This is a genomic window from Bradyrhizobium sp. 613_E4_N2_2, from assembly GCF_052075995.1.
Taxonomy (GTDB): Bacteria; Pseudomonadota; Alphaproteobacteria; order Rhizobiales; family Xanthobacteraceae; genus Bradyrhizobium; species Bradyrhizobium barranii.
In genome coordinates this window covers 3,832,834-3,854,972 of record NZ_CP197234.1, presented here as the reverse complement: position 1 = coordinate 3,854,972, position 22,139 = coordinate 3,832,834, and the positions used below count along the sequence as shown (strand labels likewise).

At 58.2% G+C, this 22,139-nt stretch carries 14 protein-coding genes; 7 read left to right on the top strand and 7 right to left on the bottom strand.

Features of this window, described 5'->3' with window-relative positions; translation table 11 throughout:
* Positions 1 to 281: 281 nt before the first annotated feature.
* Entirely contained in the window at positions 282 to 1,253 is a 972-nt protein-coding gene (locus tag AB7290_RS18385) for an SDR family NAD(P)-dependent oxidoreductase (RefSeq protein ID WP_085400777.1), read from the bottom strand.
* Positions 1,254 to 1,397: 144 nt separating this feature from the next.
* Positions 1,398 to 2,306 carry a dihydrodipicolinate synthase family protein gene (locus AB7290_RS18380; RefSeq protein WP_028152627.1) on the bottom strand — a complete coding sequence of 303 codons (909 nt, stop codon included), beginning with the start codon at positions 2,304 to 2,306 and terminating at the stop codon, positions 1,398 to 1,400.
* Between the two features lie 342 nt (positions 2,307 to 2,648).
* On the opposite strand from AB7290_RS18380, the gene AB7290_RS18375 reads away from it, so the two are divergent.
* Positions 2,649 to 2,888, top strand: a complete 240-nt coding sequence (locus AB7290_RS18375; RefSeq protein WP_028152628.1) for a hypothetical protein — start codon at positions 2,649 to 2,651, stop codon at positions 2,886 to 2,888.
* A 122-nt stretch (positions 2,889 to 3,010) separates the two neighbouring features.
* On the opposite strand, the gene AB7290_RS18370 is transcribed toward AB7290_RS18375, so the two are convergent.
* Positions 3,011 to 3,985: an alpha/beta hydrolase fold domain-containing protein gene (locus AB7290_RS18370; RefSeq protein WP_085400759.1), complete on the bottom strand. Its 975-nt coding sequence runs from the start codon at positions 3,983 to 3,985 to the stop codon at positions 3,011 to 3,013.
* A gap of 164 nt (positions 3,986 to 4,149) precedes the next feature.
* Between AB7290_RS18370 and AB7290_RS18365 the strand changes: the two genes are divergently transcribed.
* From AB7290_RS18365 to AB7290_RS18345, 5 genes are all read left to right on the top strand, one after another.
* On the top strand, positions 4,150 to 4,734 hold the full coding sequence (locus AB7290_RS18365; protein ID WP_223154007.1) for a TetR/AcrR family transcriptional regulator: 585 nt from the start codon (positions 4,150 to 4,152) through the stop codon (positions 4,732 to 4,734).
* Positions 4,735 to 4,828: 94 nt separating this feature from the next.
* Positions 4,829 to 5,104, top strand: coding sequence for a hypothetical protein (locus AB7290_RS18360; RefSeq protein WP_223154006.1), 276 nt, complete (start codon positions 4,829 to 4,831; stop codon positions 5,102 to 5,104).
* A 1,528-nt stretch (positions 5,105 to 6,632) separates the two neighbouring features.
* On the top strand, positions 6,633 to 7,904 hold the full coding sequence (locus AB7290_RS18355) for a tyrosine-type recombinase/integrase (RefSeq protein WP_441253497.1): 1,272 nt from the start codon (positions 6,633 to 6,635) through the stop codon (positions 7,902 to 7,904).
* A gap of 397 nt (positions 7,905 to 8,301) precedes the next feature.
* On the top strand, positions 8,302 to 8,553 hold the full coding sequence (locus AB7290_RS18350; RefSeq protein WP_441253495.1) for a helix-turn-helix transcriptional regulator: 252 nt from the start codon (positions 8,302 to 8,304) through the stop codon (positions 8,551 to 8,553).
* Positions 8,554 to 8,675: 122 nt separating this feature from the next.
* Entirely contained in the window at positions 8,676 to 11,351 is a 2,676-nt protein-coding gene (locus tag AB7290_RS18345) for a DUF3987 domain-containing protein (protein ID WP_441253493.1), read from the top strand.
* Between the two features lie 1,775 nt (positions 11,352 to 13,126).
* Here AB7290_RS18345 and AB7290_RS18340 read toward each other — a convergent pair.
* Positions 13,127 to 13,357 carry a methionyl-tRNA formyltransferase gene (locus AB7290_RS18340; RefSeq protein WP_441253491.1) on the bottom strand — a complete coding sequence of 77 codons (231 nt, stop codon included), beginning with the start codon at positions 13,355 to 13,357 and terminating at the stop codon, positions 13,127 to 13,129.
* A 328-nt stretch (positions 13,358 to 13,685) separates the two neighbouring features.
* Here AB7290_RS18340 and AB7290_RS18335 point away from each other — a divergent pair, with 328 nt between their 5' ends.
* Complete coding sequence (locus AB7290_RS18335; RefSeq protein WP_441253489.1) at positions 13,686 to 15,023, top strand: DNA cytosine methyltransferase; 1,338 nt, start codon at positions 13,686 to 13,688, stop codon at positions 15,021 to 15,023.
* Here the strand turns inward: AB7290_RS18335 and AB7290_RS18330 are convergent.
* Genes AB7290_RS18330 through AB7290_RS18320 form a run of 3 tightly spaced genes read right to left on the bottom strand, consistent with a single transcriptional unit; the run spans position 14,987 to position 21,980 of the window.
* Entirely contained in the window at positions 14,987 to 15,727 is a 741-nt protein-coding gene (locus AB7290_RS18330; RefSeq protein ID WP_441253487.1) for a hypothetical protein, read from the bottom strand. The two genes, AB7290_RS18335 and AB7290_RS18330, sit on opposite strands and share 37 nt — an antisense overlap.
* Positions 15,724 to 20,889, bottom strand: coding sequence for a Holliday junction DNA helicase RuvB C-terminal domain-containing protein (locus AB7290_RS18325; protein WP_441253485.1), 5,166 nt, complete (start codon positions 20,887 to 20,889; stop codon positions 15,724 to 15,726). The genes AB7290_RS18330 and AB7290_RS18325 overlap by 4 nt, the downstream gene beginning before the upstream one ends.
* A 17-nt stretch (positions 20,890 to 20,906) precedes the next feature.
* A complete protein-coding gene (locus AB7290_RS18320; RefSeq protein ID WP_441253484.1) occupies positions 20,907 to 21,980 on the bottom strand; it encodes a hypothetical protein in 1,074 nt (357 codons plus the stop codon).
* Positions 21,981 to 22,139: the final 159 nt, after the last annotated feature.

Sequence of the window (22,139 nt, the reverse complement as noted above, 5' to 3'; positions counted from 1 at the left end):
CCTGATCGACTAAACTATTTTGGTTCACCAACCAAGCTGCCGTGCGCCGAATGAGACCCGTTTCACATCACCATCGCTTGAACATTGCTTGAACGACGGAGCATGTCGCATGCGTGACATTCCAAATCGTCATAAGGCGTCGAAAAGTGGCAAGAGGTGGCACGTAAAGTTACCTGCGTAACATGTAAATTACCTGTGTAATAATACGTCCGCACCTCTTGCCATGATGATCGTCATACCTACATACGCGGACGTTCGTTGACAGTCTCAGCCAAACCGAATCAACCGAGCCGCCAGCCAACTTCCTGCGTAAAGCTTTCATAGAAGGCGCGGTCATAGGCCTGCTCCGGCGTTGCGCGCACGCGTTCGTCAAGGCGCTTTGCGTCTTCGCCCACAAGAATGCGCCACCGGTCCGCCTTGACCCCGTCGAGGATGATCTTCGCGGCCTGCGCGGCCGTCGTCGGTGCGTCCTCGAGGAAGCTGCGGGCGCGTTCGGCGAACGCAGCCTGGATGTCCTCGTCCGACATCTTTTCAGCATCCGGCACGCCAGCCGCGACCATGCGCTTGCGGGTCAGCGCGACCTCGTCGGCATTGAGCCGCTCCGACCCGTCGGCGCTCTGCACCTTGCGCGAATTGGAGACGATCGAGGTGCCGATATGGCCGGGCATCACCACCGAGCATTTGACGTGCGGCGCGTGCAGGCGAAGGTCGTTGATCAGCGCTTCGGTAAATCCTTTCACCGCGAACTTGGCCGAACTGTAGGCGGTGTGCGCCTGGTTCATGCCGATAGAGGCCCAGAAGCCGTTGACGCTCGCGGTGTTGACGATGTGGGCCTCGTCCGCCGCCACCAGCATCGGCAGGAAGGTGCGCACGCCGAGATAGACGCCGCCCCAGCAGATGTTGAAGGTACGCTCCCACTGCTCGCGCGTGTTGGTGAACAGGCTGCCGCCGCCACCGATGCCGGCATTGTTGAACAGGAGATGGATCCGGTCGGTCTTCTGCTGCTCGGCGAGCTCATCGCGAAACCGCTTGAGATGGTCCTCGATCGAGACGTCGGCGACATGGGTCGTGACCCGCAGGCCCTGCGGCAGCTTCTCGACCTCGCAAAGCCGCTTGGTCTCGGCCATCGCGGCCTCCGAGACGTCGCACATCGCGACATTGCAGCCCTCGGCGACGAGCTGCCGCGCGAGCTCGCGTCCCATCCCCGTGCCGCCGCCGGTGATGACGGCGATCTTTCCTGCAAAATCCTTCATGGGACTTCGGTCCCTCCCCTTGTCGGTATGTTTCTTCACAGCTGGCGCCGCGCATCGCGGCGCGCGCAAAATGTAGCAGCGCCGCATCCGCAGGTAAAAGCGGATCGGCGCTGCCATTCGACATCGATAATTTCGGCCGGCGGACTATTCGGCCGCTTCGACACGCACCCCGTTCAACGCGCCGAGTGCCTCCAGCGCCTTGCGGGTGGCGGCCTGCTGCGCCGGCGAGGCCTCCGGCATCGGTGCGCGCGGATAGGTCCTGGGCAAGCCCTGGAGCGTCTGGGCGTAACGCGTGCAGGCCGGCAGATTATCGGCGATAACAGCGTTCCACAGCGTCAACAGCTTCTTGTGCAGGTCGAGCGCGCGCGGATGGTCGCCCGCCTTCACCGCATCCCACAGCGCGACGGAGGCATGCGGCGCCGCGGTCAGGATCGCGGCGATCGAGCCATGGGCGCCGAGCGTGTAGGACGGATACATGAGGGCATCGACCGCGCTGTAGATCAGCTTGTCCGGCGCCATCATCATGAGATCCGCGAACAGCTTGAGATCGCCCGCGCTCTGCTTGACGCCGACCACCAGCGGCACCTCGGTCATGATCCGCACCAGCAGCGCCGGCGACAGATAGGACCACGGCACCACGTTGTAGATGATGATGGGCATGCCGGTCTCATCAGCCATGGCGCGGAAGTGCGCGACCATCGCCTCGTCGTCGGGCTTGAACAGATAGTGCACCGGCGTGACCTGGAGCGCTGCGACATTCATGTCGCGCACGAGCTTGCCGCGACGGATCGCATCGCGCGTGGAGTCCACGATGATGCCGGCGATCACGGGAATGCGTCCCTTCACCGCCTCGACCGTCGCGGCCATCAGGTCGCGATATTCCTCGTGATCGAGCGTGTGGCCCTCGCCGGTCGAGCCGCCGGCCGCGACGCCATGCGCGCCGGCGCCGATCATCCAGTCGACCTGGGGCGCCACGAGCCCAAGGTCGATCTCGCCGTCCTTCCGGAACGGCGTCGTCATCGGCGGGATCACGCCGGTCGGTCGTGCCTTCATGGTCTGCCCTCGCGTTTCCTTTGGTCCTGTGGCGGTCCCGCTCTCCTGACGAGTATCCGTCCGCTTTCGAGCCTATCGGCTGCGCAGGCCTTGTGAAGGGGCGGTTCACGCGGCGCTGCCCCCACAATCGCTCATTCCTGCGATCCTTCCTCGCCCTTTTCCTTGGGGATTCCCCGTATTTGCCCGGCTTCGGTTTAGGGGCAATTTTTTTACAATCCGAATCACCAAATGGAGGTGGACGCTGGGTCGAGTCGGCTAGGTCAGCGTGTTGTTTGTGTCACAGGCTCTGGCACTCCGCTTGCATCCTCTTCGTGGTCTGAAACTACCGATGAGGTGACAGGAATGTTCGTGACCGTGGTTGCCGTGCTCTGCCGGCTGAGCGCAGCCAGCTCAGGCAGTTGCATCGAGGAAATCGTGACCGACAGCAACATGACGCCCGAGATGTCGATGATGCAGTGCGCGATCGGCGCACAGGCCCCGCTTGCCAAATGGATGGGCGAGCATCCGATCTATCACGCCAATTGGCGCCTCGAGCGCTACAAATGCGTGCCGGGTCACTACGAGATCAAGGGCCACGCCTAAGGCCCCGCAAGACTACGGATGAGGAAACGCCCCGGAGGTAGCCTGGTCTCTCCGCGCGGGCACCGCTAGCGCCAGACCCCATTGCGGCGGCGCGCCCCTGTGACGACGATCACGCCTTCCCTTTAAGCCACTGCACGCAGAATGATCGCACGCGCCTGTCGCCCTTCCGGCGTCGGCATCAGCGCGAAATTGTGCGGCTGGTCACGGAGCAGATGCAGCTCGACCGGCACGCCCGCCGCCCTCGCGCGCTCCGCGAGATCGACGCTATCGGGATAGAGCAGATCGCGCGTGCCCGAGAAGATTGTCATCGGCGCGAGCGAACGGAAGGCGCCGTTGAGCGGGCTGACGAAGGGATGGCCGACATCGAGCTCGCCGGCATAGAGCCGCCCCGCCTCAATGATCCCCGGAATGTCCTGGATCGGATCGCGGCCTGCGATCTCGACCTGCTCCGGACGGCTGACCGATGCATCGGCCGCCGGCGAGATCAGCATCAGCCGGCCCGGCTGCCGATGCCCGCGGTCGCGCAGCCACTGGCAGGCAGCGAGCGCCAGTCCCGCGCCGGCGGAATTGCCGACCGCCGTGACCTTTGCGGGCCCGACATCCTCCAGCAGCATCCGCAACAGTTCGGCCGTCGCCGGCACGAGATCCTTGGCGGTGGCATGCGGCGCAAGCGGATAGATCGGCACGACGCAGACGACGCGCGCCTTGCGCGTCATCTGGCCGACGAAGCGCCAATGCGCCGGCACGATCTCGTTGATGAAGCCACCGCCGTGCAGGAACATGACGTGGTTGCAGCCCTCATGGCCCGATGATGGCGCCGTGTAATAGACCGGCCATCCGCCCATCTTGGTCAACGTCACCTCGACGCCGCGGCCCAAACCCGTCGGCTCGTAGGAGGCCGGCTGCAATGCGAGTTTCTGCACATGCGCCTGCACGGCCTCGGCCGAGGCAAGGTGCTTCTTGAACGGAAGCTGCCGCAACAGCGCGTTGAAGCAACGACTCTGCAGGCTCGGCGCGGGATCGCCGGATGGCCGCATCCTCAACAGCCGGCCGCCCGGACAGAACTGGAAGGCCGATGCGATCTTTGCAACGCTCATGTCAGGTCTCCTCCAGACCGGGCTCTCTGTATGGGCGACGAAAAGGCTTGTGTCGACCGCCGCCACATGCGGATATAATGCGAGCATTCGCTCGCTTTTCCTACTCGCATTCGGATCGCAGGCCCATGGCGCGCAAACCGCCGACAAAACCCCGGAAAAATGCCTTGCAAGCGCGATCGCGCGCCACCGTCGACGCGCTGGTCGAGGCAACCGCTCGCATTCTGGTCCGCGAAGGCTTTGAGAAAGCCAGCACCAACCGGATCGCCGAAATCGCCGGCGTCAGCGTCGGCTCGCTCTATCAGTATTTTCCCAGCAAGGAGGCGCTCGTCGCCGCCGTGATCGACCGTCACAACGAGGAGATCATGGGCATCGTCCGTGCCGCCCTCACCGAGGTCGCCGACCTGCCGATCGACAAAGCCGTGCGCCGCCTCGTCACCGTCGCGATCGAAGCCCACCGTATCGATCCCAAACTACATCGGGTGCTTGCCGAGCAGATCCCGCGCACCGGCCAGCTCAAGGACGTCGAAGCCTTCAACCGCGAGGTCCACACCCTCGTGCGCGCCTATCTCGAAAGCCGCCGCAAGGAGATGCGCAAGATCGACCCGGGACTGGCGACCTTCATCTGCGTCAGTGCGATCGAGGCGGTCGCGCACAACACGGTGCTGAACCAGGCCGAGATGCTCTCGGAGAAGATGGTGCGGACGCTGGTGGACGAGACAACGCGGATGGTGGTGGGATATTTGAGGTAGTTTGCGAAAACGTCGCCTCATGCCCGCTCTACGCGGGAGAGCGGGCATCCTGCTAAGCAGTTGATTTATCTGCGGGCTGCATTGAGCCGAGCCCATGGCCATGAGTTTTCCATTTTTGATGGCGATCAATTCAGCTTTCCTATTGAGGACAAAACATATGCCCAAGAAAAATTGCCTGATAGTCCATGCCGCCGGAAGACAGCTCGACCTACTGCGCGGAGAGGCTTCCCGCATTGCGAAGGCGAACAAGGTCGACTGGTGGATCGATCGTGCCGACGTCGGCACACTTTTTTGCTTTGAAGACGCAAATGCTACAGATGCCTTCGCTCGCACCTGCGACAACTTCGGAGTCCGATGCCAAGACGGCTAGCTCAAAAACCCCGCCGACTTTGTGAGCCGGCGGGAGTTGAGTGAATACCTACGAAAACCGGCCCATCGCCAAACGCGCGTCGGACGGTGGGGCCGTTCCGGGTGGATGGCGAGACCTTGAGGAGGTCCAGATTCGACCGATTTTTCAATCTCTCCCTTGGAGAGTCGTTCCTCAGACGCCGCGATGCCAATATTTTTGTGATCTGGCGCAAAAGGAAGGCCCCAGCCAATGGGGAAGACCGGGGCCTTCACAGGCCTTGCGATGGATCACACGCAAGACCGATCGCAGGATAGCTACAGGAGCGCTCGTTCCTCCTGCGGAACCAATCTCGACCCAAGTTGGCTGCAACTCCAGATGAGTCGCGAGAGCCAGCATTCCAGCAGCCAAATCGGGGCTAGAGTGTGTCCGAAGTTGAACTAGACGCGGGCGAAACCAACGTGCTGAAGCCGCGATCCAACTCGAGTGTTTCGCAAATCATCGTTTCTTCGTAGGCCGAACCCGCGGCGAACGACTAGGGCGCGTGGGTGAAGATATCCACTCGTCGATTTCGTCTGGCTCTACTCGCCACGAAGGCGAGACGCCATCGGCTGTCCGGGCTGTGACACGGTATCGGCGCTTACGGAGCTTGGCTGCCAAATTCTTCGCGCCATCTTCGTCTCGACATTCAATAGAAAAATTACCGTAACAAACAACCCAGCGCTTTCGACTTACTTTTCGTTTGGATCGCGCTGAACGCTCCATCTAAGGGACCCCGTGAGTCCCCAAGCCCGTCCCAGTATCAAGACTCCATTCTTACCAAACCGTTTAAACCTGTCCGCGACCTCGCCAAGGGCAGCGGACTACCTACCCATCCTAGCAACCCCCGACGCAAGACATGAGGTCTGGTGAACTTCATCAGCAAGATGTCATTCAATCACCTCGTCTGCGCGGCTCAGAACGGACGTTGGAAGCACCAGGCCGAGCGCCTTCGCAACCGGGAGGTTGACTACCGTGAAACTCGCGCGGCGCGGACGCTACTTGCTTGCCGCCAGGACAGGTTACACATCATAGCGCGGGGAGAAGACAACTCCGCTCCGGACGTCGCGCCTCCCAAGTCCCTGCGACGCAATGCATTGAAGCAGCTGTCGTGAATATTCCCCCGTCCCACAGGCTGGCATGGTGACATCATGCTCCTGTTTTGCCCGACGCGTCAAATCGATTCGGAAAAACATAATTCGCCAATGGGTTCGCTACTGTGCATGGGGTTGTTTTCGACATTTTAATTTTCCGCCCCCAGAAGCAGCCGCCCGCTACCGGTCGTCGCGCATGCGTCACGCAGCGGGAGCAGGCTCCACGCCGACGGTCAATCCACCGATGAGTTGGAAAAAATGGTCGGAGCGAGAGGATTTGAACCTCCGACCCCTAGTCTCCCAGACGAGAGAAAATTTGCGCGCCGCTTATCTCAGGAGCCCTCACGAGACTCCATAACTCATTGAAGTGTTGGAATTTTTCCCTACCTCTCTCTAGTATGCAGCCGCCAGGAGAGATGATGCCCAGCCACGAACCTGCTTCCGATTTGCTTCCGGCTGCTTCCGATGTGCTTCCGAAATCGGCCCAGGTTATTCGACTTCCCCGGAGCGAAAGAGCCACAAAGCCCGGTGCACCCACTCGCATCACCAAGGCGACGATCGGTAAGCTCACCTGCCCACTGGGCCAGAAGGAAGCCTTCTATTGGGACGGGGAGATTTCCGGCCTCGGCCTGCGTGTCTATCCGTCCGGCCGAAAGACCTGGGTGCTTCAGTACCGCGATGCTGGGGGACGCACCCGGCGGCATCCGATTGGACAGGCATCGGCAATTGACCCGGCAGCGGCACGCAAGCTCGCCAGCGATTTGGTGAGGCGGGTGGCTGGCGGGGCCAATCCTTCGGTCGAACGACGACAAGCGCGCGAGGCAGCCACCGTAGGAGATATCTTCGAGGCTTATCTTGTTCATGCCGAGAAGGAGCAGCGCGCCTCCTCATTCGATCAGACCCGCCGAAACCTGCGCAAGTATGCCGCACGGCTCCACAGAGAGGCTGTGGCGGAAATCGATCGGGCAGCGGTATCTCGCCTGCATCAGGTTCTCGGAACCGACGTGGGTCGCGTTCAGGCGAACCGGGTACTGGCCTCACTTTCGGCAGCATGGGTTTGGGCTCTCCGCACTGGCCTCGTTGGCGGTGATAATCCCGCCGCGTATGTGCCCAAGTTTAGCGAGAAACCGCGCGAGCGGGTTCTTGCGCCGGACGAATTGCGACTGATCTGGCGGTGTACAGACCGCGGAGGCTACTACGATCGTATCGTGCGGACGTTGCTACTCACCGCATGCCGCCGTCAAGAAATTGGCGCGATGCGCTGGAGCGAGATCGAGGGCGCTGTTCTGGTCGTTCCGGCGGCAAGAATGAAGCGAGGCCGCCCGCACGAAGTGCCTCTAGCGCCGCTTGCTCTCGCTCAGTTGCCCGAGCGCTTCGGCGATAGCTGTGTTTTCAGCACCAGCGACGACGGTTTCGAGGGATGGAGCGGAGCCAAGAAGGCGCTCGACCGGCGGATCGCGGACCTTGAAGCCGCTTTGCCCTCGTGGGGACTGCACGACCTCCGTCGCACCTTTTCGACGATGGCCCACGAGCGGGCGCTTGCGGACCCCCACATCATTGAGGCCATCCTGGCACATGAGGGCGCCCAGTCTGGCGTCGCTGGAGTCTACAATCGCGCTGCCTATCGTGAGCAGAAGCGTGCTGCATTAAATGCGTGGGCAGAGCTTATCGGCGACTTAGTTGGCGATTGATAGGCTTCCGGCTCACGAACGTAAGTACCGGGAAGATTGGCCTAAGGAGCGGCAACTTGGCGCCCGAGCGCTTACCCGTGTGCACGTGACACTTTGACGAGCGTTCCTTCAAACCAGACCGAACAGCGTCCCCGTTGTCGCCAGGCACGTTGACCGGCTCGCGGCTCATCGCATCTTTCTGCGCGCTTGCAGCGCCGAGCAGAAACACAAATGGGCAAAAAATATTTTTCTTATCGAAGAAGGTACAAGCAGTTTCAAGACTGCCTTGAAACGCGTTCTATACCAGCCCACGCGGCGCGGACGTTGCGCGAAATCGCCTGCAACGTCCACGTCGTGAGACGCATGGGATACCCAGACCAACTAGATAGGGAGCCATTCACCGTAACGAGGTTTCATAATGTCCCTACTCGACAATCCGACCGCCCCGTCATCCCATGGCATCGAGCCGTTGATTTCGGAGCGGCAGCTCTGCGAACTTCTTGGCATAGGCCTTCCAACCATCGCCCGGTGGCGCGCCGAAGGCAAAGCACCGCGGTTCATTGTACTCGGTGTCCGCAGGCTAGCGTATCGCCCGAGTGATGTGAAAGCGTGGCTTGCCGAGCGCGAACGCGTCTCCGGGATGTGCACGTTGAATTGCGCCAACACCTAAAGAAAAACGCCCGCCAAGTTGTGCCTCGGCGAGCGTCGAAAACCTCAAATTCAATGCACCGCGATTATATGGTTTTCGTCATCAGCTGACAAGTTCGGCGGGCCCTATCCCCGGAGCCTATCATGATTACTTCGCCCAAGCTCATACTTACAGCCGACAAAGGTGAGACTGGCACCGATGTTGCCAACGAGACCTCAAACTTCGACGGCCCGAACACAATGGAGTTACCGGCCAGCACGTCGCCGCTTCCTTCGCACAGCCCCTTAATTATGCGCGCCTTTCTTAAGGCGTTGGATCCCAGCGCTGAGCGTTTTACATTTCAGCTTTTCCGTGATCCGAAATCACGGAAGAACGAGCAGAACCTGCCCGGCTTGCCACTGATACACCACTGCAACAGCGATGATGCTTTCGCTTTGGCGCAAAAGTGGAACACACCGCAGCATGGCTTTGGGCTCTACGTGACGATCAGCGAAACCGATCTGCTCGGGCGGCAGCGCAAGAACATTACGCGAGCCCGCGCAGTTTACATCGATGTCGATGAAGAACTGGATCGAGTAATCACGGCGTTGCAGGGTGGGCTGAAGCCAAGTGCAGTTGTCCAAACGTCACGTTGTCGGGCACAAATCTATTGGTGGGTTAACACCGATTTTCCCCTCGACCAATTCGAGTCTGTCCAGGCAGAACTGATTTCTCGGTTCGGCACTGACCGACAGGTTCGCGATCCCACACGCGTCATGCGCTTGCCGGGCTCGCTGCATATCAAGGGCGATCCGCAACTCGTCAAATTGAGGCTCGGTACTCCGACCCGCTTCTCTCTTGATGAGATCGTCCGGGGGCTCAAGCTCACGCCATTCGGCACTCCTACTATGCCGATCTCGAAGAGGGCTGCGGCATTGCCGCCACTTCCACCTCTTCTAGGGCGCTCTGAGCTAAGCGCCGGTATCGCACAGCCCACGTTCGATTTCGAAAAAGCCCGATCGGCAGGCAGGGCACTCGCGCAGTCAGGAAAACTGGACGATCGCGATGGGTGGTTGAACCTCTGGCTTTTTCCTCTGACACATGAGGCCCAGCAACATCCCGAGATCGAACACGAGCTGAAGTCGCTACATGATGAGGTGGCGGCACTTAGCGCCGGCTTCGCGGCGGCGAGAGGCGTTCGGGGAACGGAAGGATGGGCTGCGGAAAATGACTCGCAATGGACCACTGCAATGCAGCGGAGTCCGGCGAACCCGCGCAGGATGGGGTCTGTTTATGCTGTCGCGACCGCCGAAGGCTGGAAACTACCCGCAACCCAGCGTCTGAACGAGGGCGCGGCAAGTACCTCGACGCCACACACGACAGTGGGTCAGCCGGCCATAGCATCATATGCGGATCCTTACTCGCAGTTTGTCGGCCCGAAATTTCCAACAGCTATTTTGCCTGCCGCGCTCGCCGATTTTGTCGCCGCCGAACACAACTCGATGGGAGCGGACCTGTCTGCACTGGCATTGGCCTCGCTTGCCGCCGTTGGTGCGGCCCTAACCAGCGAGACCAAGGTTCAAGTGGGAGACGGATGGTATGAACGTCCGATCCTCTGGGTAGCTGCAGTCGGCGATCCATCCACAATGAAGTCGCCGGTGATTGCTGCCGTCACTCAGCCCCTCCTCAAGATCGATAATGCTGAAAATGCCGCGTGGCGAGCCAAAAAGGCCGCCTACGATCAGCAAAAGGCGGCCGGCAGTCCTGCAACCTACCCTGCCAAGCCGGCGCGCTGCATTATCCAAGATGCCACCCCCGAAAAGACCGCAGAAATATTGGCGCGCGGACCGGCAGGGTCGATGATGGTTCAGGACGAACTTGCCGGATGGATTGCGGGCTTCGACCGCTACGGGTCGGGCGGCTCGTCACGAGCTTTCTATCTCAGTGCTTTCAACGGTGGCACATACCTCAAAGACCGTGTCGGTCAGGGGGCTCGGGACGACAACGCTGAAATTCGAGTTGAAAATCTAGCCCTTTCCATTCTCGGAGGTATACAGCCCGATCGGCTTGCCGGTTTGCGCGACCTTACGAGCGACGGACTCCTGCAACGGTTCCTGGTCGTCCTAATGACGCCGGCGCTGCGGGGCAACCAGAAGCATCCGGTAAAAGCCGACGAGGCAACGTTTGCTAATCTGCTGGAGCGCATCCACGCGATGCCACGGGCGATCTATCGCTTCGCAGCTGACGCCGAACCGGTCCTGGACCGCGTTCTCGACCGTCTTCACGAACTTGAACAGGTAGACGGCTTCTCCTCGGCTCTGATCGGCGCTGTTGGCAAATATAGAGGGTATTATGCTCGACTAGCGCTCGTCTTGCAGGTCGCCAGAGAACAAAGCGCCATCCTGAAAAATGAGCCGATGCAGTCCGCTGGGATCATCTCAAGGATGACCGCCGAGCATTCCGAACAGGTCCTTTTTCAGTTTCTGTTGCCACACACTTTCGGGCTCCACGACGTAGTTGCCAACGGCGGCCAAGATCGAGACACAATTCGCGCGATCGGTGATTTCATCTTGGCCACCGACAAGTCCCGCCTTCGCCCATCCGACTTTACGGCCGGTGTCCGGCGACTGCGCAGCCAACCCGCCAACAAGATAACGGAATGGGCCAGTCGGTTCGTTGCACTTGGCTGGCTCCACCCAGAAGAGGGAAGTTCAATCAATCCCAAGGCTTGGTTGGTCGATCCTGGCCTGCGGGCGCACTTCGCCGCCCGCCGACAGCAGGCCCAGACCGCCCGGACTGCTGCCCATGAAATTCTCAAGGCCGGAGGAAACCGGAGATGATGGCTTCTGACAACTCTCCTGAAGCGGGCTCAGTCCGCGCCGACCAAGCCCGAGGGTGGGTCGCCGCATCTATATCGAACGAGGGAAATAAATCTTTAGTCCGTGCGCGCAAGGAGAGTTGTCAAACAATGGCTTTAGGCGACCGCACTACCTCGATTTCGAACCTCAGAACTCCGGGACTTGGGCGCTTTTTAGCTCGCTCGCCTCCCCGCCGCGTGGGCGAACGCGACTTTTGCATGACACTTCTGTCAGGCGATTGTCAGAAGTGTCAAGCAGACGGACGAAGCTGCCACCGGATTGTAAGCGCAGCGTCCACATTAAACTTACGGCTTTTCAACGACATGGCACCTCGTGACCACTGGACGTTGGAAGGAGTCACCACCCCTTCAACTCTCGTAAAGACGAGGAGAAAATAAGTGCCGCCAAATTGGCAAAAGAGACCCGCCCACCGAGGCGGATATGAGTTTTATCGCGAGGGTCCTGATGGCTCTACGCTCTCCGTGCGGCAACCCCATGGACCGGATGGCTATTGGCGCATGTATTGGCAGGGCAACCCCATCGTGCATGACCATAATGACCGGGGAATTTTTGAGACCGCGTTAGAAGCCGTTATGGCTCTCGACGCACTCGCGGCTGACGGCATGGGAACGGCGCTGCTGGACTAGGAAGACAATGGGATCATTCGTTGAGCGCCTACGCCGGGCACGCAAGACCATCGAACCATCAGACCCTTGGATCGACTTACTCCGGAAGGTCAGAGGTCAGATTGGCTTTTACGATGGCGTCGAGCGAGTTTCCACCGAGACGGTTTTTGAACACCTCGACATACCACGACTGCAACGAACGCCGGCCGCCGCTAAGCGGCTGCGCGGTTTGATGGTTGACCTCGGCTGGACGCCGGTGCGATCGCGGCACGTGACCAGCCGAGGTCGAGCTGCGCGAGTGCGGGGTTATGCAAGAATGCAGATGCTCGGGGAGCCGAGGCCCCACACCATCGAACCATAGCACCGCTGCGCGCTCATATCGTTCCCCACACCTTCTGAGTAACCGGGAAGTGATGTAATGAAGTGGTGGGCATTGGTTCTATGCTGTTATGGTTTCATGGTCAGTTCGGCCCAGGCTGGGGAACACTGGTCAGCCGAGACGTGCAAGCGCCTTGAGGAGATGAAGGCGAACACCTACAGAGCTAACAGGGATTATCCCGAACAGCTGATGTGGATGTTGATCCCGATATTATCCCACCAAGAAACCAAATGCGGCGTCAATACTCAAGCGGAGAGCGATGCAGCGCGCTCGGCGGCAGTGGCGGCGGTGCGAGCTCGCTCGCGCAATGCACCAGCGCCCCGCACGCCCTTACACTGCGACACCACGCCAAAATCTTACGGCGGTAGCTACACGGACTGCTTCTAGCGCTTTTTCGGAGCTTCAACGTTGGTCTTACGGTGCCGACGACCTGTTTGCTCACCAACCCTACGCCATCAGACCATCAAACGATCGGACCTCCGGATCGTGGAGCTTTGGGGCGGCAAAAACGAAGAGACATGGTGCGTGAAGCAGGCTCCATTCTGCTACGGAGATCTATGCATTTTCGAGCGGCTTACGGCTGATGCCAGAAGCGCATGAGGTAGTCACACGACTTGGACGATTTTTAACGGCCTGGTGCAGCGTCTGTGTCGCCGCCGAGTGGCTGCCATCGTTCTCAAAGCTTTCTCGCTCGAATATGAGGACAGTACGAACCAAAACTCCGAACTTTCTGGTGTCGCCAGTCGGATGCATCACAGGCTGAATTCGCGCTTGATAATTTCGTACAACGCTTTCGCGCCCTCTTGATCAAGCTGGATCGTCTGGCTCTGCTTCCCGGGGACCTGTCGAGAAGTGCGACCGTAGGTATCGATTTGCAAAATGACGCGACCGTCTCGCTCGAAGCTCGTATAACTAGCGTCGATTTCTTCGTGCATCGAAACGCGATCGCGTTCCCTTCTATCGAATTTACGAATCAGCGCCATTTGTCCTGCTCCATTGCTTTCGCCATCAGCTTCCCTCCTGCTGGTTCGAGCTGGCAAGACGTTATTAACCATAAGCAGGGAGACTTAGTCGGGACATTAGACTCGCGCACGAGCAAATGTTCATGATATGTTCTTGCAGTGATTCGGATGCGCCGAGAAAAAGTAAATTGAACCAAGCCCCTGGTGCCCGGTCCGACGTTTGCGGAAGTCGAAACAGCCGTCAACGGCCGCGGTTAACTCCCGAAAAGATCGCAGCTTTCGCTCAACACCTGGCGATCGTCCTCGAGCTGAATCATAACAAGCTCCCGAAATCTCGCTAGGAAATGAAATGGAAAAACTTCGCCACATGGGGTCCCCAGCATCTGTGTCCGGTCCGACATTTATCGACGCCTTCGCAGGTTGCGGCGGCCTGAGCCTTGGCTTGATGCGCGCTGGATGGGTCGGACAATTCGCTATCGAAAAGGACCCCAACGCTTTCGAGACATTACACTCAAACTTTCTGGCCCCCGATGCGCGATTTTCTTATCGTTGGCCCGAATGGCTCGATCGCTCGCCCTGGACGGTCGAACAGTTGCTCGAACAGCACCCAACGCGGCTGCTGCAACTTCGCGGTAAGATTGACCTCCTAGCCGGAGGCCCCCCCTGCCAAGGCTTCTCAAGTGCGGGACGACGGCGGGCAGTCGATCCACGTAATGGACTTGTCGAGCGTTACTTGGAGCTTATCGACATCATCCGTCCAAAATTCGTCTTGATGGAAAATGTTCTGGGCTTTACCTACGACTTCAAGGCAAACGGCAAAAATGGGAAGCCGGTTTCAAATTTTGCCGGTCGACTCAAGGAACGACTTTCACAAAATTACGAAGTCGTCTCTTCAACGCTGCGCGCCTCTGAATTCGGCGTGCCGCAGCAACGTCCTAGGTTCTTTCTTGTTGCCGTTCTGAAAAGCGATAGCTCGTCGGAGAAATTAGAAACCTTCTTCGACGACCTCCGCACCGCAGCGCCTGAATTCCTCGCGGCACGCGGGATCCCGCGGAAGGTCACGGCGCGAACGGCACTTTCGGATCTTGAACTAGCGCGCAACGGAACCGAACCTTGCTCCGATAGCAATGGCTATGATGCGATCTCCTATAAGGGGCCAAAGACGAACTTTCAGAAAGCGATGCGCGATGGGTTAGAGGGACGACCTACCGACACGCGATTGGCGAAGCACCGTCCTGACATCGAGCGACGCTTCAAAAAGATCATCGCCTTATGCCATTCACAAGGAAGGTTAAATGTTCAGCTGTCCAAGGCGATGAGAGAGCGGTTTGGGCTCAAAAAAATGGCGATCCGAGTGCTGGACCCTAACGAGCCTGCTCCTACGATAACGAGCTTGCCCGATGACCTTTTGCACTACAGCGAGCCGCGAACACTCACTGTTCGAGAGAATGCTCGGTTACAGACCTTTCCTGACTGGTTCAGTTTCAAGGGCAAGTATACGACAGGTGGAAAAATGCGCATCCGGGAAGTCCCGCGGTTTACCCAGGTGGCCAATGCTGTGCCACCTATGCTCGCAGAACTGCTTGGGCAGACCCTAGGACTTGTATGGAGACGGCAGACCAACCAAACCCACCGCAGCGCGCCGAATTTTCAACGCGATCTCGATCGGCCGGTTAAGGCGGCCTGACTCCGTGCATAGTTGCACTTCTTCTGTAGCGGACAGGTCGAACACACAGGATTGGCGCGGCGACAAAAGAGTGCAGCGACGTCAAGGGCAGCCCAATTAAGCTCAATTGACCTACGAGACCGAAAAAACTCGTGGGCTAGCGCCTGAAGTTCGGGATCATATCGAATATCAGCGAGCTTCCTAGGTCGGAATAGTCGCTCGAGAAGTCGGGCCATGCTTGAATCAAGCAGCGGGCTGGGTCGGCCGTGAACGAAAAGTAGTACAGCACTGGCAACATATTGCCCTATCGCCGGAAGCGCCTCTAGCTGCGTTCGCTCAGCCGGGAATTCCCCGTTTCGCCCCACCATTTCTGCGGCGAGAGCCTTCAACGCGATCGCTCTTCGCCGCCAAAGGCCAATTGCTTTAAGCGACTCGCCGACGGTCTCCTCGCAGGCCGAGTGGATGTCGCGCCAGTCAGTAAATCGCTCGAAGAAGGACGCGAAGAAACGGTCCACCGTCCCGGCCTGCGTTCGTTGAAGCAGAATCTCGGAAACAATCCGCTGAAACGCGCTCGCGTCGTCGGCTCGCCAAGCGAACTTGCGGCCTTCTCTTTTGTACCAGGTTAAGAGTGCTTTGCGACACCATCGAAGCTTGGCCTGCTTTTCGAAAGCCTGATGCCGCGAACGTGTCGCCAGCGAAACTCCGCTTGTCACACCAGCAATCATGCTTGCCCTGCGCCATGAAGCCGCTGCGAGAGAACGTACTCCTTTCCAGCGGCGGTTAGTTCACGCCCCCGCGCTCCGCGTCGGACGAAATCTAGGCGTACCAGGAATGGTTCAATCTCGTTCAGCACACGATCTTTATCGACGGTGCGCATGAGATTGAGGATATTCTGCTCACCGACGGGACCTGGGGCGCGTTCCAATATATTCAAGTACTCGAAGTCCATTCGTGTCAGCCCTTTCTCGTCGATGCCACGCACGCGGCGAACCTCCTGCAAATGTGCGAGGACGCTCTTCTCCTGATCGGAAACGAGGACTGCCGTTTCGAGGGCGCCAGCAAGCTGAATAGAGATGCGCGGAACACATCGGCCGATCTTGGCCAACGTCAGGTAGACTTCGCCATTCCAGTCATCGTGCGGAAGCTTCCATCGAAGGATATGAGCGACCTCCTCCTCGGTATATTCTCGTAGCTGAATCTCTTCACATCGACTGATAAAGGCTGCATCGACGTCTGAGGCTCGCGTTGTTGCGAACAGAAACGTAGCTCGGTGCATGCGAGCAACTTGGCCCGATAGCACCACGGTACGATCGGCGGCTTCAAGCATCGTCAACAGTGCCTCTTGCAACGCTCGAGGCACCAAGTGAACTTCATCAACAAATACGATGAGTGGCGGGTATTCCATCACCGGTAAGCCCAATTGTTGACCGACTTGCGAGGGGGCTAGCCCCGCAGTTCGGAGTTCACCATTGATCAACTCGAACAGCTTGTCCCGACTGGCTACGCTTCGTCCATCGAGTTTTACAAACGGAAGACCAAGGGCGAGAGCTATACGTCGTGCGAGTTCAGTCTTGCCTGTGCTCGGTAGACCCGTAAACAAGTAGTTCTTTGCTAGATGCGGAGGGTTTTCGATCAAGGCCCTGAGGAGATCGTTCGACAACATCGCCACCGCCGATTCGTTGGCGATAAATCCTTCGAAAGCATTCTGGACCTGCTGACGAATTTGCGGCGTCACTGGTGAGGAAACGTTAGCTCGCGCTGCCGAACTAGGATTACCCGCCTCAGGCTGAGCACCTTCGCTCTCTTCGTGCTCATTCGCGCTGTCTGCGGGAGTCGGCTCCGCTTGAACCGGAACAGACGGTTCGGCGGCCGCTGCGGCAGCAGCAACTAGTTCACTTGATTGTCCGCAGTCAGGAAAGGAAAAATCAAGTTGAGGAACTGAACCGTCGGCCGCAGCGGAGATAGGTAGCCTTCCTTCCAATAGCGATCGAGCGTCCTCGGTACTTATGTGAATCGTATCGAGGCGACCGTCGCCGTCCAAGTCCGCTAAGAGCGTATTTCCGGAGCCTCCGAAGACTAGTAAGCGGCCAGCGGTATTCACGGTGACCTGAGCCTTGCTTTCCAAGATGTCGCAGAGAACCCGCTGATGCGTCACAGCCCACTCTGAATCTGGACGCCGGTGCAGCCACTCTGCCGCATACACTCGGAATCCAAAGTCAATGAACTGCGCGAGCAGTGCCGCACCGCAAGTCTTCCACAGATCACTTGACGCGGCAGAGACCCAGAGCTCTGACAAGAGAAGCCCCAGATTGTTCGATTGGAGCAATGCGGCTCGCATGTCAGCAGCTGACATTCCCCCAGCACGATACTTCACCTCAACCGGGGTTAGTTTAATCGAAACTGGTTCGTCGCCGTTCTCAATTCGAATTGCGACAACGATCAAGTCCGGACGTTGCTCGCTTGTCGACGACAATAGGCTACGCCTTAGGCGCGAGAATAACTCTTCATACGGATCAACCGGCAGGACGAAATGGATGCAGTTTCCGCTATGGACGGGTAATCTTGGCCGCATAGAGCCCGGTCGAAAGCAGTCCTGAAGAAGGCGAGTTGCTAACAGAAGCCCAAGTTCGCCCCTCGACTGGCTTCCTCCACTAGCCAGTCGCTTCAAGATCGGTATACCGCGACGCGACACCTCCTCTAGCAGTCCCGGCACGTCAGGTGACGAACTTGCTAGCAGTAACGCGGCATTCTCGACCGCCTTCGCCATCGCGGACGTCGGCTGGGCAACCAAATAGTAGCCCAGACTGGTCTTGGTACCACTCAGCACTCCGGGCAGTTCATAATCCCAGAGATAGCCGCCCTGCCCGGCCGTTCCACGTACAATGCAGGCTGGATCGATCTGACTCGACGTAACAGAGAGAAAGATAGAGTTTTGTAGTCTAACTCCGACCGCGTCTTGGTTGGGCGTGAAGCGGAAATGGCTGCGACTGGCGTCCCTCAAGGCAAGGGACTCATAGGCACCTACCGCCGATGTAACACGGTCTGCTAGAGTGTTTCCCGAGACCCGCGCTGAAAGCACGCGCGATTCCATGATTGCACGTGCATTTTGAAAATCTTCACGAATTCGGGTTCGAAAAAGACAGGCTGGTGTGACGGCAGACCGAGTGGCGCCTATAGCCGCCTCGGGCGAACGGGCCCCAAGTTGATCGATAATCGTTAGGTCTAGTTTTGGTAAGCTCGCCGATTGCTCAAGCTTAAACCAACGAACGTGCTCGGAAGTGCGCTCGGACAAATCCGCGAGCTGCTCAGGAGAAGGATCGGCCGCGTCACGCGCATCGAATATTTCGACATCAAAAGGACCCGCGTGGTGATCAGAGCTTCCCGTTTGCTGGCTTTCCGTCCAATGAAAAACTCCGCTTCCACACTCACTCGAACCTTCAGGATCGCCAACAATACCAACCCGAAGTGTTGCTCTAGCCGGCAACAATCTTGTCACTTCATCCAAACTGTTTTGGGTTTGCTGCGCAGTGAACCCGCCTGTTATACCTTCGACCATTAAACCGAGCTCGGCAGTGCGCTGTAACACCGCGGCTCGAGTAGCGGGCTTGTCCAGGTAAGAGACATTCGCCATCACAACCCAATGCGGGTGTTGGGATGGAAGAGCGAAAAAGGCTCGAGGCTTCAAAGACTGTCCGTCACGAATAAACAGCAAACCGGCATCCGGACAGAAAGAAGGACTCAACAAGCCCGCTGCCGGGCAAAGCTTTTTCTGCAGTGCGTCCGAAAGATATTCCTGGGACACAGCATGCCACCCCAACCGCAAGGGGTGCAGCGGTGAAAGTAGAATGACTACAGGTTCATCTGTCGCAACGTGCGTACCGGCTTGGGAGTTCCATTCCGCAGCATGAATCGCCATCGTATCTAGCCAACACGCTGATTGCGGATCCACACCGAGCCACTCAAAATATTTCGAAAGGTACTCTTCCACGGCCGCGGCAATCGGCGCCTTGTTGATTTCGATTTCCGAAATACTTCGTTGCTCTTGCTCAAGAAGGCTTCGCACGCCTTCGCGCGCTCGAAGCAGCTCAACAGGCGGTGAGATCGAGGGGCGAGGATCGATTTGGGGCTTGAGATCGCCGAGAACCGGTTCGTTGTTCCAATCGATCGACAATCGAGTTGATATTTTCGACGTCCAACAGGCAAGGACAGGCTTCCAGCTGTCTGCGTGCGGTAGATAAGAACCCAATTCCAACCGATTCAGAAGCGTATCGCTCGCGTGCGGTACACTTTTTCGTCCTGTGCGATGTTGCGCGATAAGCGATTCCAGCCGAGATTCGACCGTCTCGACCGAGCTTTTAACCAAAACGTGTAGCGTCCAACTACCTATAATCGCGCCAGCGGAATCGTTCAGCTGGATCGCAAACGCATCATTATCTTCTACGTCTTGGATTGATGATACAAAATGGCTGCCCGGTACTGTAGCCGTGGTCGCCATTGGCTCGCCTAGGCGAGCTATGGCGACTTCAGCAACGAGAGGCCCGTGGAAGATCAGGATCTCAGTCGATCCGCCGCGCGAAAGGGAAACCTCTTGCGTCCAGTTCCTCGCCCGGGACGCGAAGACTGGGGTACCATTCTTGTCAGCGTCCTTAACTACAGCAAGACCTCCGCAAGCAAACGTGTCTAAGCTAACAACGTCGACCGTACCCGCTCGGAACTGTGGTGCATCCGCCTTATACTTTATTGGCTTGAGGTGGGCGGGAGCAGCGCTATCGCTGCACTTCATGGGATCGATTTGTAGAGCCGGGATAGCCACGGCGCCGGACCTATCGATCTTCCTTGAAAAGGTAACAACCGGGAGAACCCTGGGCGACGCTGCGACTTCTAAATCGGTTGCGCTGGTTACGACATAAGGCCCCCCCGGCAAAGGCCGCGCATTTGGCAAGCCATTTGTGCAGGTCACGTTAAGCCGCCCCTGCGGCGACTTTCGATTTAGCTCGGTGAGAATGTCCTCGAGCGCCGCGGCATCTAATGCCTGATACCATGCCGGCGTCGGTGTTCCGACCCGAAACTGGCGCAAGGGGACGGTCTCAAATGCGGTCGGCGATGGCAGTTGGGGAGCCAAGTGCTGTTGCATTTCATCAATGCTTTGCCCAATTCCGCGAGATTGAGCGGCGTTGGTATTTTGCATCTGATCAACGGCTTCACTCAGTCCAACAGTGCTGACGAAACCCGCCAATTCATCCAGAAGCTCGTAAGCTTGTCTAAAACTCTTACCACTAGTTCCAATCAGCGGAATTCCTGCCGCAACACACGCTGCATCGGAAGGATTTGACGTCGGCGCACTAGCGAGCAGACGGTCGTAAACCTCCCAAGAGAAGGAATTGCGAATTCTAGGTTCGAGCTTGCTCGATTCCAGCCGCACAAGACGAAGAAGACCCTGCACGTCGCGCTCTCGAATGTTAAGTTTTGACGCAATGACCGTGCATAGATATCGTCCCAGGTCGCCATCTTCGGAGGATACTCCGCCTAACGTTTCCGTCGTGTTGGCGAGCGACTCGGGCCGATTGTCCCAAGAAGCTCGAGCGGCCAAAATAAGGACCAGCGGTCGACTGTTACGGATTGTAACCGCGTAGTCCCAATTGCAACTACGAGACAATCCGCTTCCAGCTGGAGGCGCCCCCTCATCAACAAGCAGAACCACGACCTCGTGCGCTGGCAAGTTCCAATCGCCTCGACCATTTGCCGTCAGAAGATTAAATACGCCGCGCAGTGCCTCTGCGGGAGGTCCCACCAAAACAGGTCGCGCAGGTCCCGATGGATCACGTTCCAAAGCGGCTGCGAAATGCAGTTCGATGTATTCGACTAGGGTTTTGGCAAGCGCAAGCATCTAGCTATATTCCAACATCAAGAAAATGGCGGGACGAGCAACCTTCCTCCCGCAGCATCTGGGCTATCGACTACAAGGCCCAGCATCTCAAGATCGCGCCCTGTTTTACCATCGGTCAGTTCGCCTGCTGGCACGTGCAGACCATATTGACCCAAGTGCCGCCGGAAATCGTCCAAGCTAACAGGCATGAGAGGATTCGCCGAACAGCAAGCGTGAACCAACATCACCAGCATGTCTTGGCCAGGCTGCACCGGAAGCGGCTTTCGATCGCCCGAATAGGCAAGCAGATAAGCTAAATCGTAGCAACGTTCTGCTGGGTCCTTCGCCTGGATCTGACCTAGACTATGGCGCGCGAATTCGAAGAGATTCTTTGTGTATCCGGCATCACACTTCGCAAGCGCCCGTAACTCCTCACTGTCGTCGAAAAGTCTACCGACTTCTGTTCGAAGCCAAACGCCGGCGTCGACTGGGTCTATCGCCTGACGGTTGGCACTTACGTGCGAAAGAAAAGCCGAGACGGCTGCCGGCCCCGACCTACCGTGAATGGGCGAGAACCCAATCGGCTCCGCCAAGGGCCAGGAAACCCCCGCATCGTCAAGCCGGCAGAGCAGCAGGTTGAGCCCAGTGCGCGCAAACGCGTATCGTTCAATGTGCCGTTCCATCACGGGTTCAGCGTTGGCACCAATCTCCAGGAGCATCCATGAATCATGCTGTTGCCCCCAAATTTGCGCCTCTACCTCGGCTGCTGTCGGAGGGGCCTTACCCGACGCCACGTCAACAACAAGCTCCCAAACATTGTCGTTAGCTCTGCATATCCAAAGTGCATGCATCCCCAGCCCGAGCCGCAATATTGCTTCAAGTAGGACGGTCCACTGTCGCCGGGAAAGCTTCGACTTCAGATCAATTAGCGCTCGCAAATCCGTGCAGAACATCTCAGATGGGCAAAGCTGTCCAACAACCGTCGTCGCGCGAAATGCACGGCAATCGTCTTCCCCGAGCTGCATGGTCAAGAATGGATAATCCGGCTTTGGCGTGGGCTGCAGGTCTTGTAAACTTAAACGCAGCGCGCCTTCGGCAAATCGTGCAAACACGTCATCCTTGTCCGTTATTGATAGGGCTTCGCCTAGGTCACGAATAAGGGCCTCTCCGTTAGCGCGATCCAGACCACATCCGATGGCTTCACGGAGAAGGTTGGCCGGATTCCAACGACTTCGCGGGCGCTTTCCGAGCACACCAGCGACACGCGCAAC

Bases quoted from the DNA above. Each gene is read 5' to 3' on its own strand.
- AB7290_RS18385 (WP_085400777.1), bottom strand. From the start codon at position 1,253: ATGAAGGATTTTGCAGGAAAGATCGCCGTCATCACCGGCGGCGGCACG.
- AB7290_RS18380 (WP_028152627.1), bottom strand. From the start codon at position 2,306: ATGAAGGCACGACCGACCGGCGTGATCCCGCCGATGACGACGCCGTTC.
- AB7290_RS18375 (WP_028152628.1), top strand. From the start codon at position 2,649: ATGTTCGTGACCGTGGTTGCCGTGCTCTGCCGGCTGAGCGCAGCCAGC.
- AB7290_RS18370 (WP_085400759.1), bottom strand. From the start codon at position 3,985: ATGAGCGTTGCAAAGATCGCATCGGCCTTCCAGTTCTGTCCGGGCGGC.
- AB7290_RS18360 (WP_223154006.1), top strand. From the start codon at position 4,829: ATGGCCATGAGTTTTCCATTTTTGATGGCGATCAATTCAGCTTTCCTA.
- AB7290_RS18355 (WP_441253497.1), top strand. From the start codon at position 6,633: ATGCCCAGCCACGAACCTGCTTCCGATTTGCTTCCGGCTGCTTCCGAT.
- AB7290_RS18350 (WP_441253495.1), top strand. From the start codon at position 8,302: ATGTCCCTACTCGACAATCCGACCGCCCCGTCATCCCATGGCATCGAG.
- AB7290_RS18345 (WP_441253493.1), top strand. From the start codon at position 8,676: ATGATTACTTCGCCCAAGCTCATACTTACAGCCGACAAAGGTGAGACT.
- AB7290_RS18340 (WP_441253491.1), bottom strand. From the start codon at position 13,357: ATGGCGCTGATTCGTAAATTCGATAGAAGGGAACGCGATCGCGTTTCG.
- AB7290_RS18335 (WP_441253489.1), top strand. From the start codon at position 13,686: ATGGAAAAACTTCGCCACATGGGGTCCCCAGCATCTGTGTCCGGTCCG.
- AB7290_RS18330 (WP_441253487.1), bottom strand. From the start codon at position 15,727: ATGATTGCTGGTGTGACAAGCGGAGTTTCGCTGGCGACACGTTCGCGG.
- AB7290_RS18325 (WP_441253485.1), bottom strand. From the start codon at position 20,889: ATGCTTGCGCTTGCCAAAACCCTAGTCGAATACATCGAACTGCATTTC.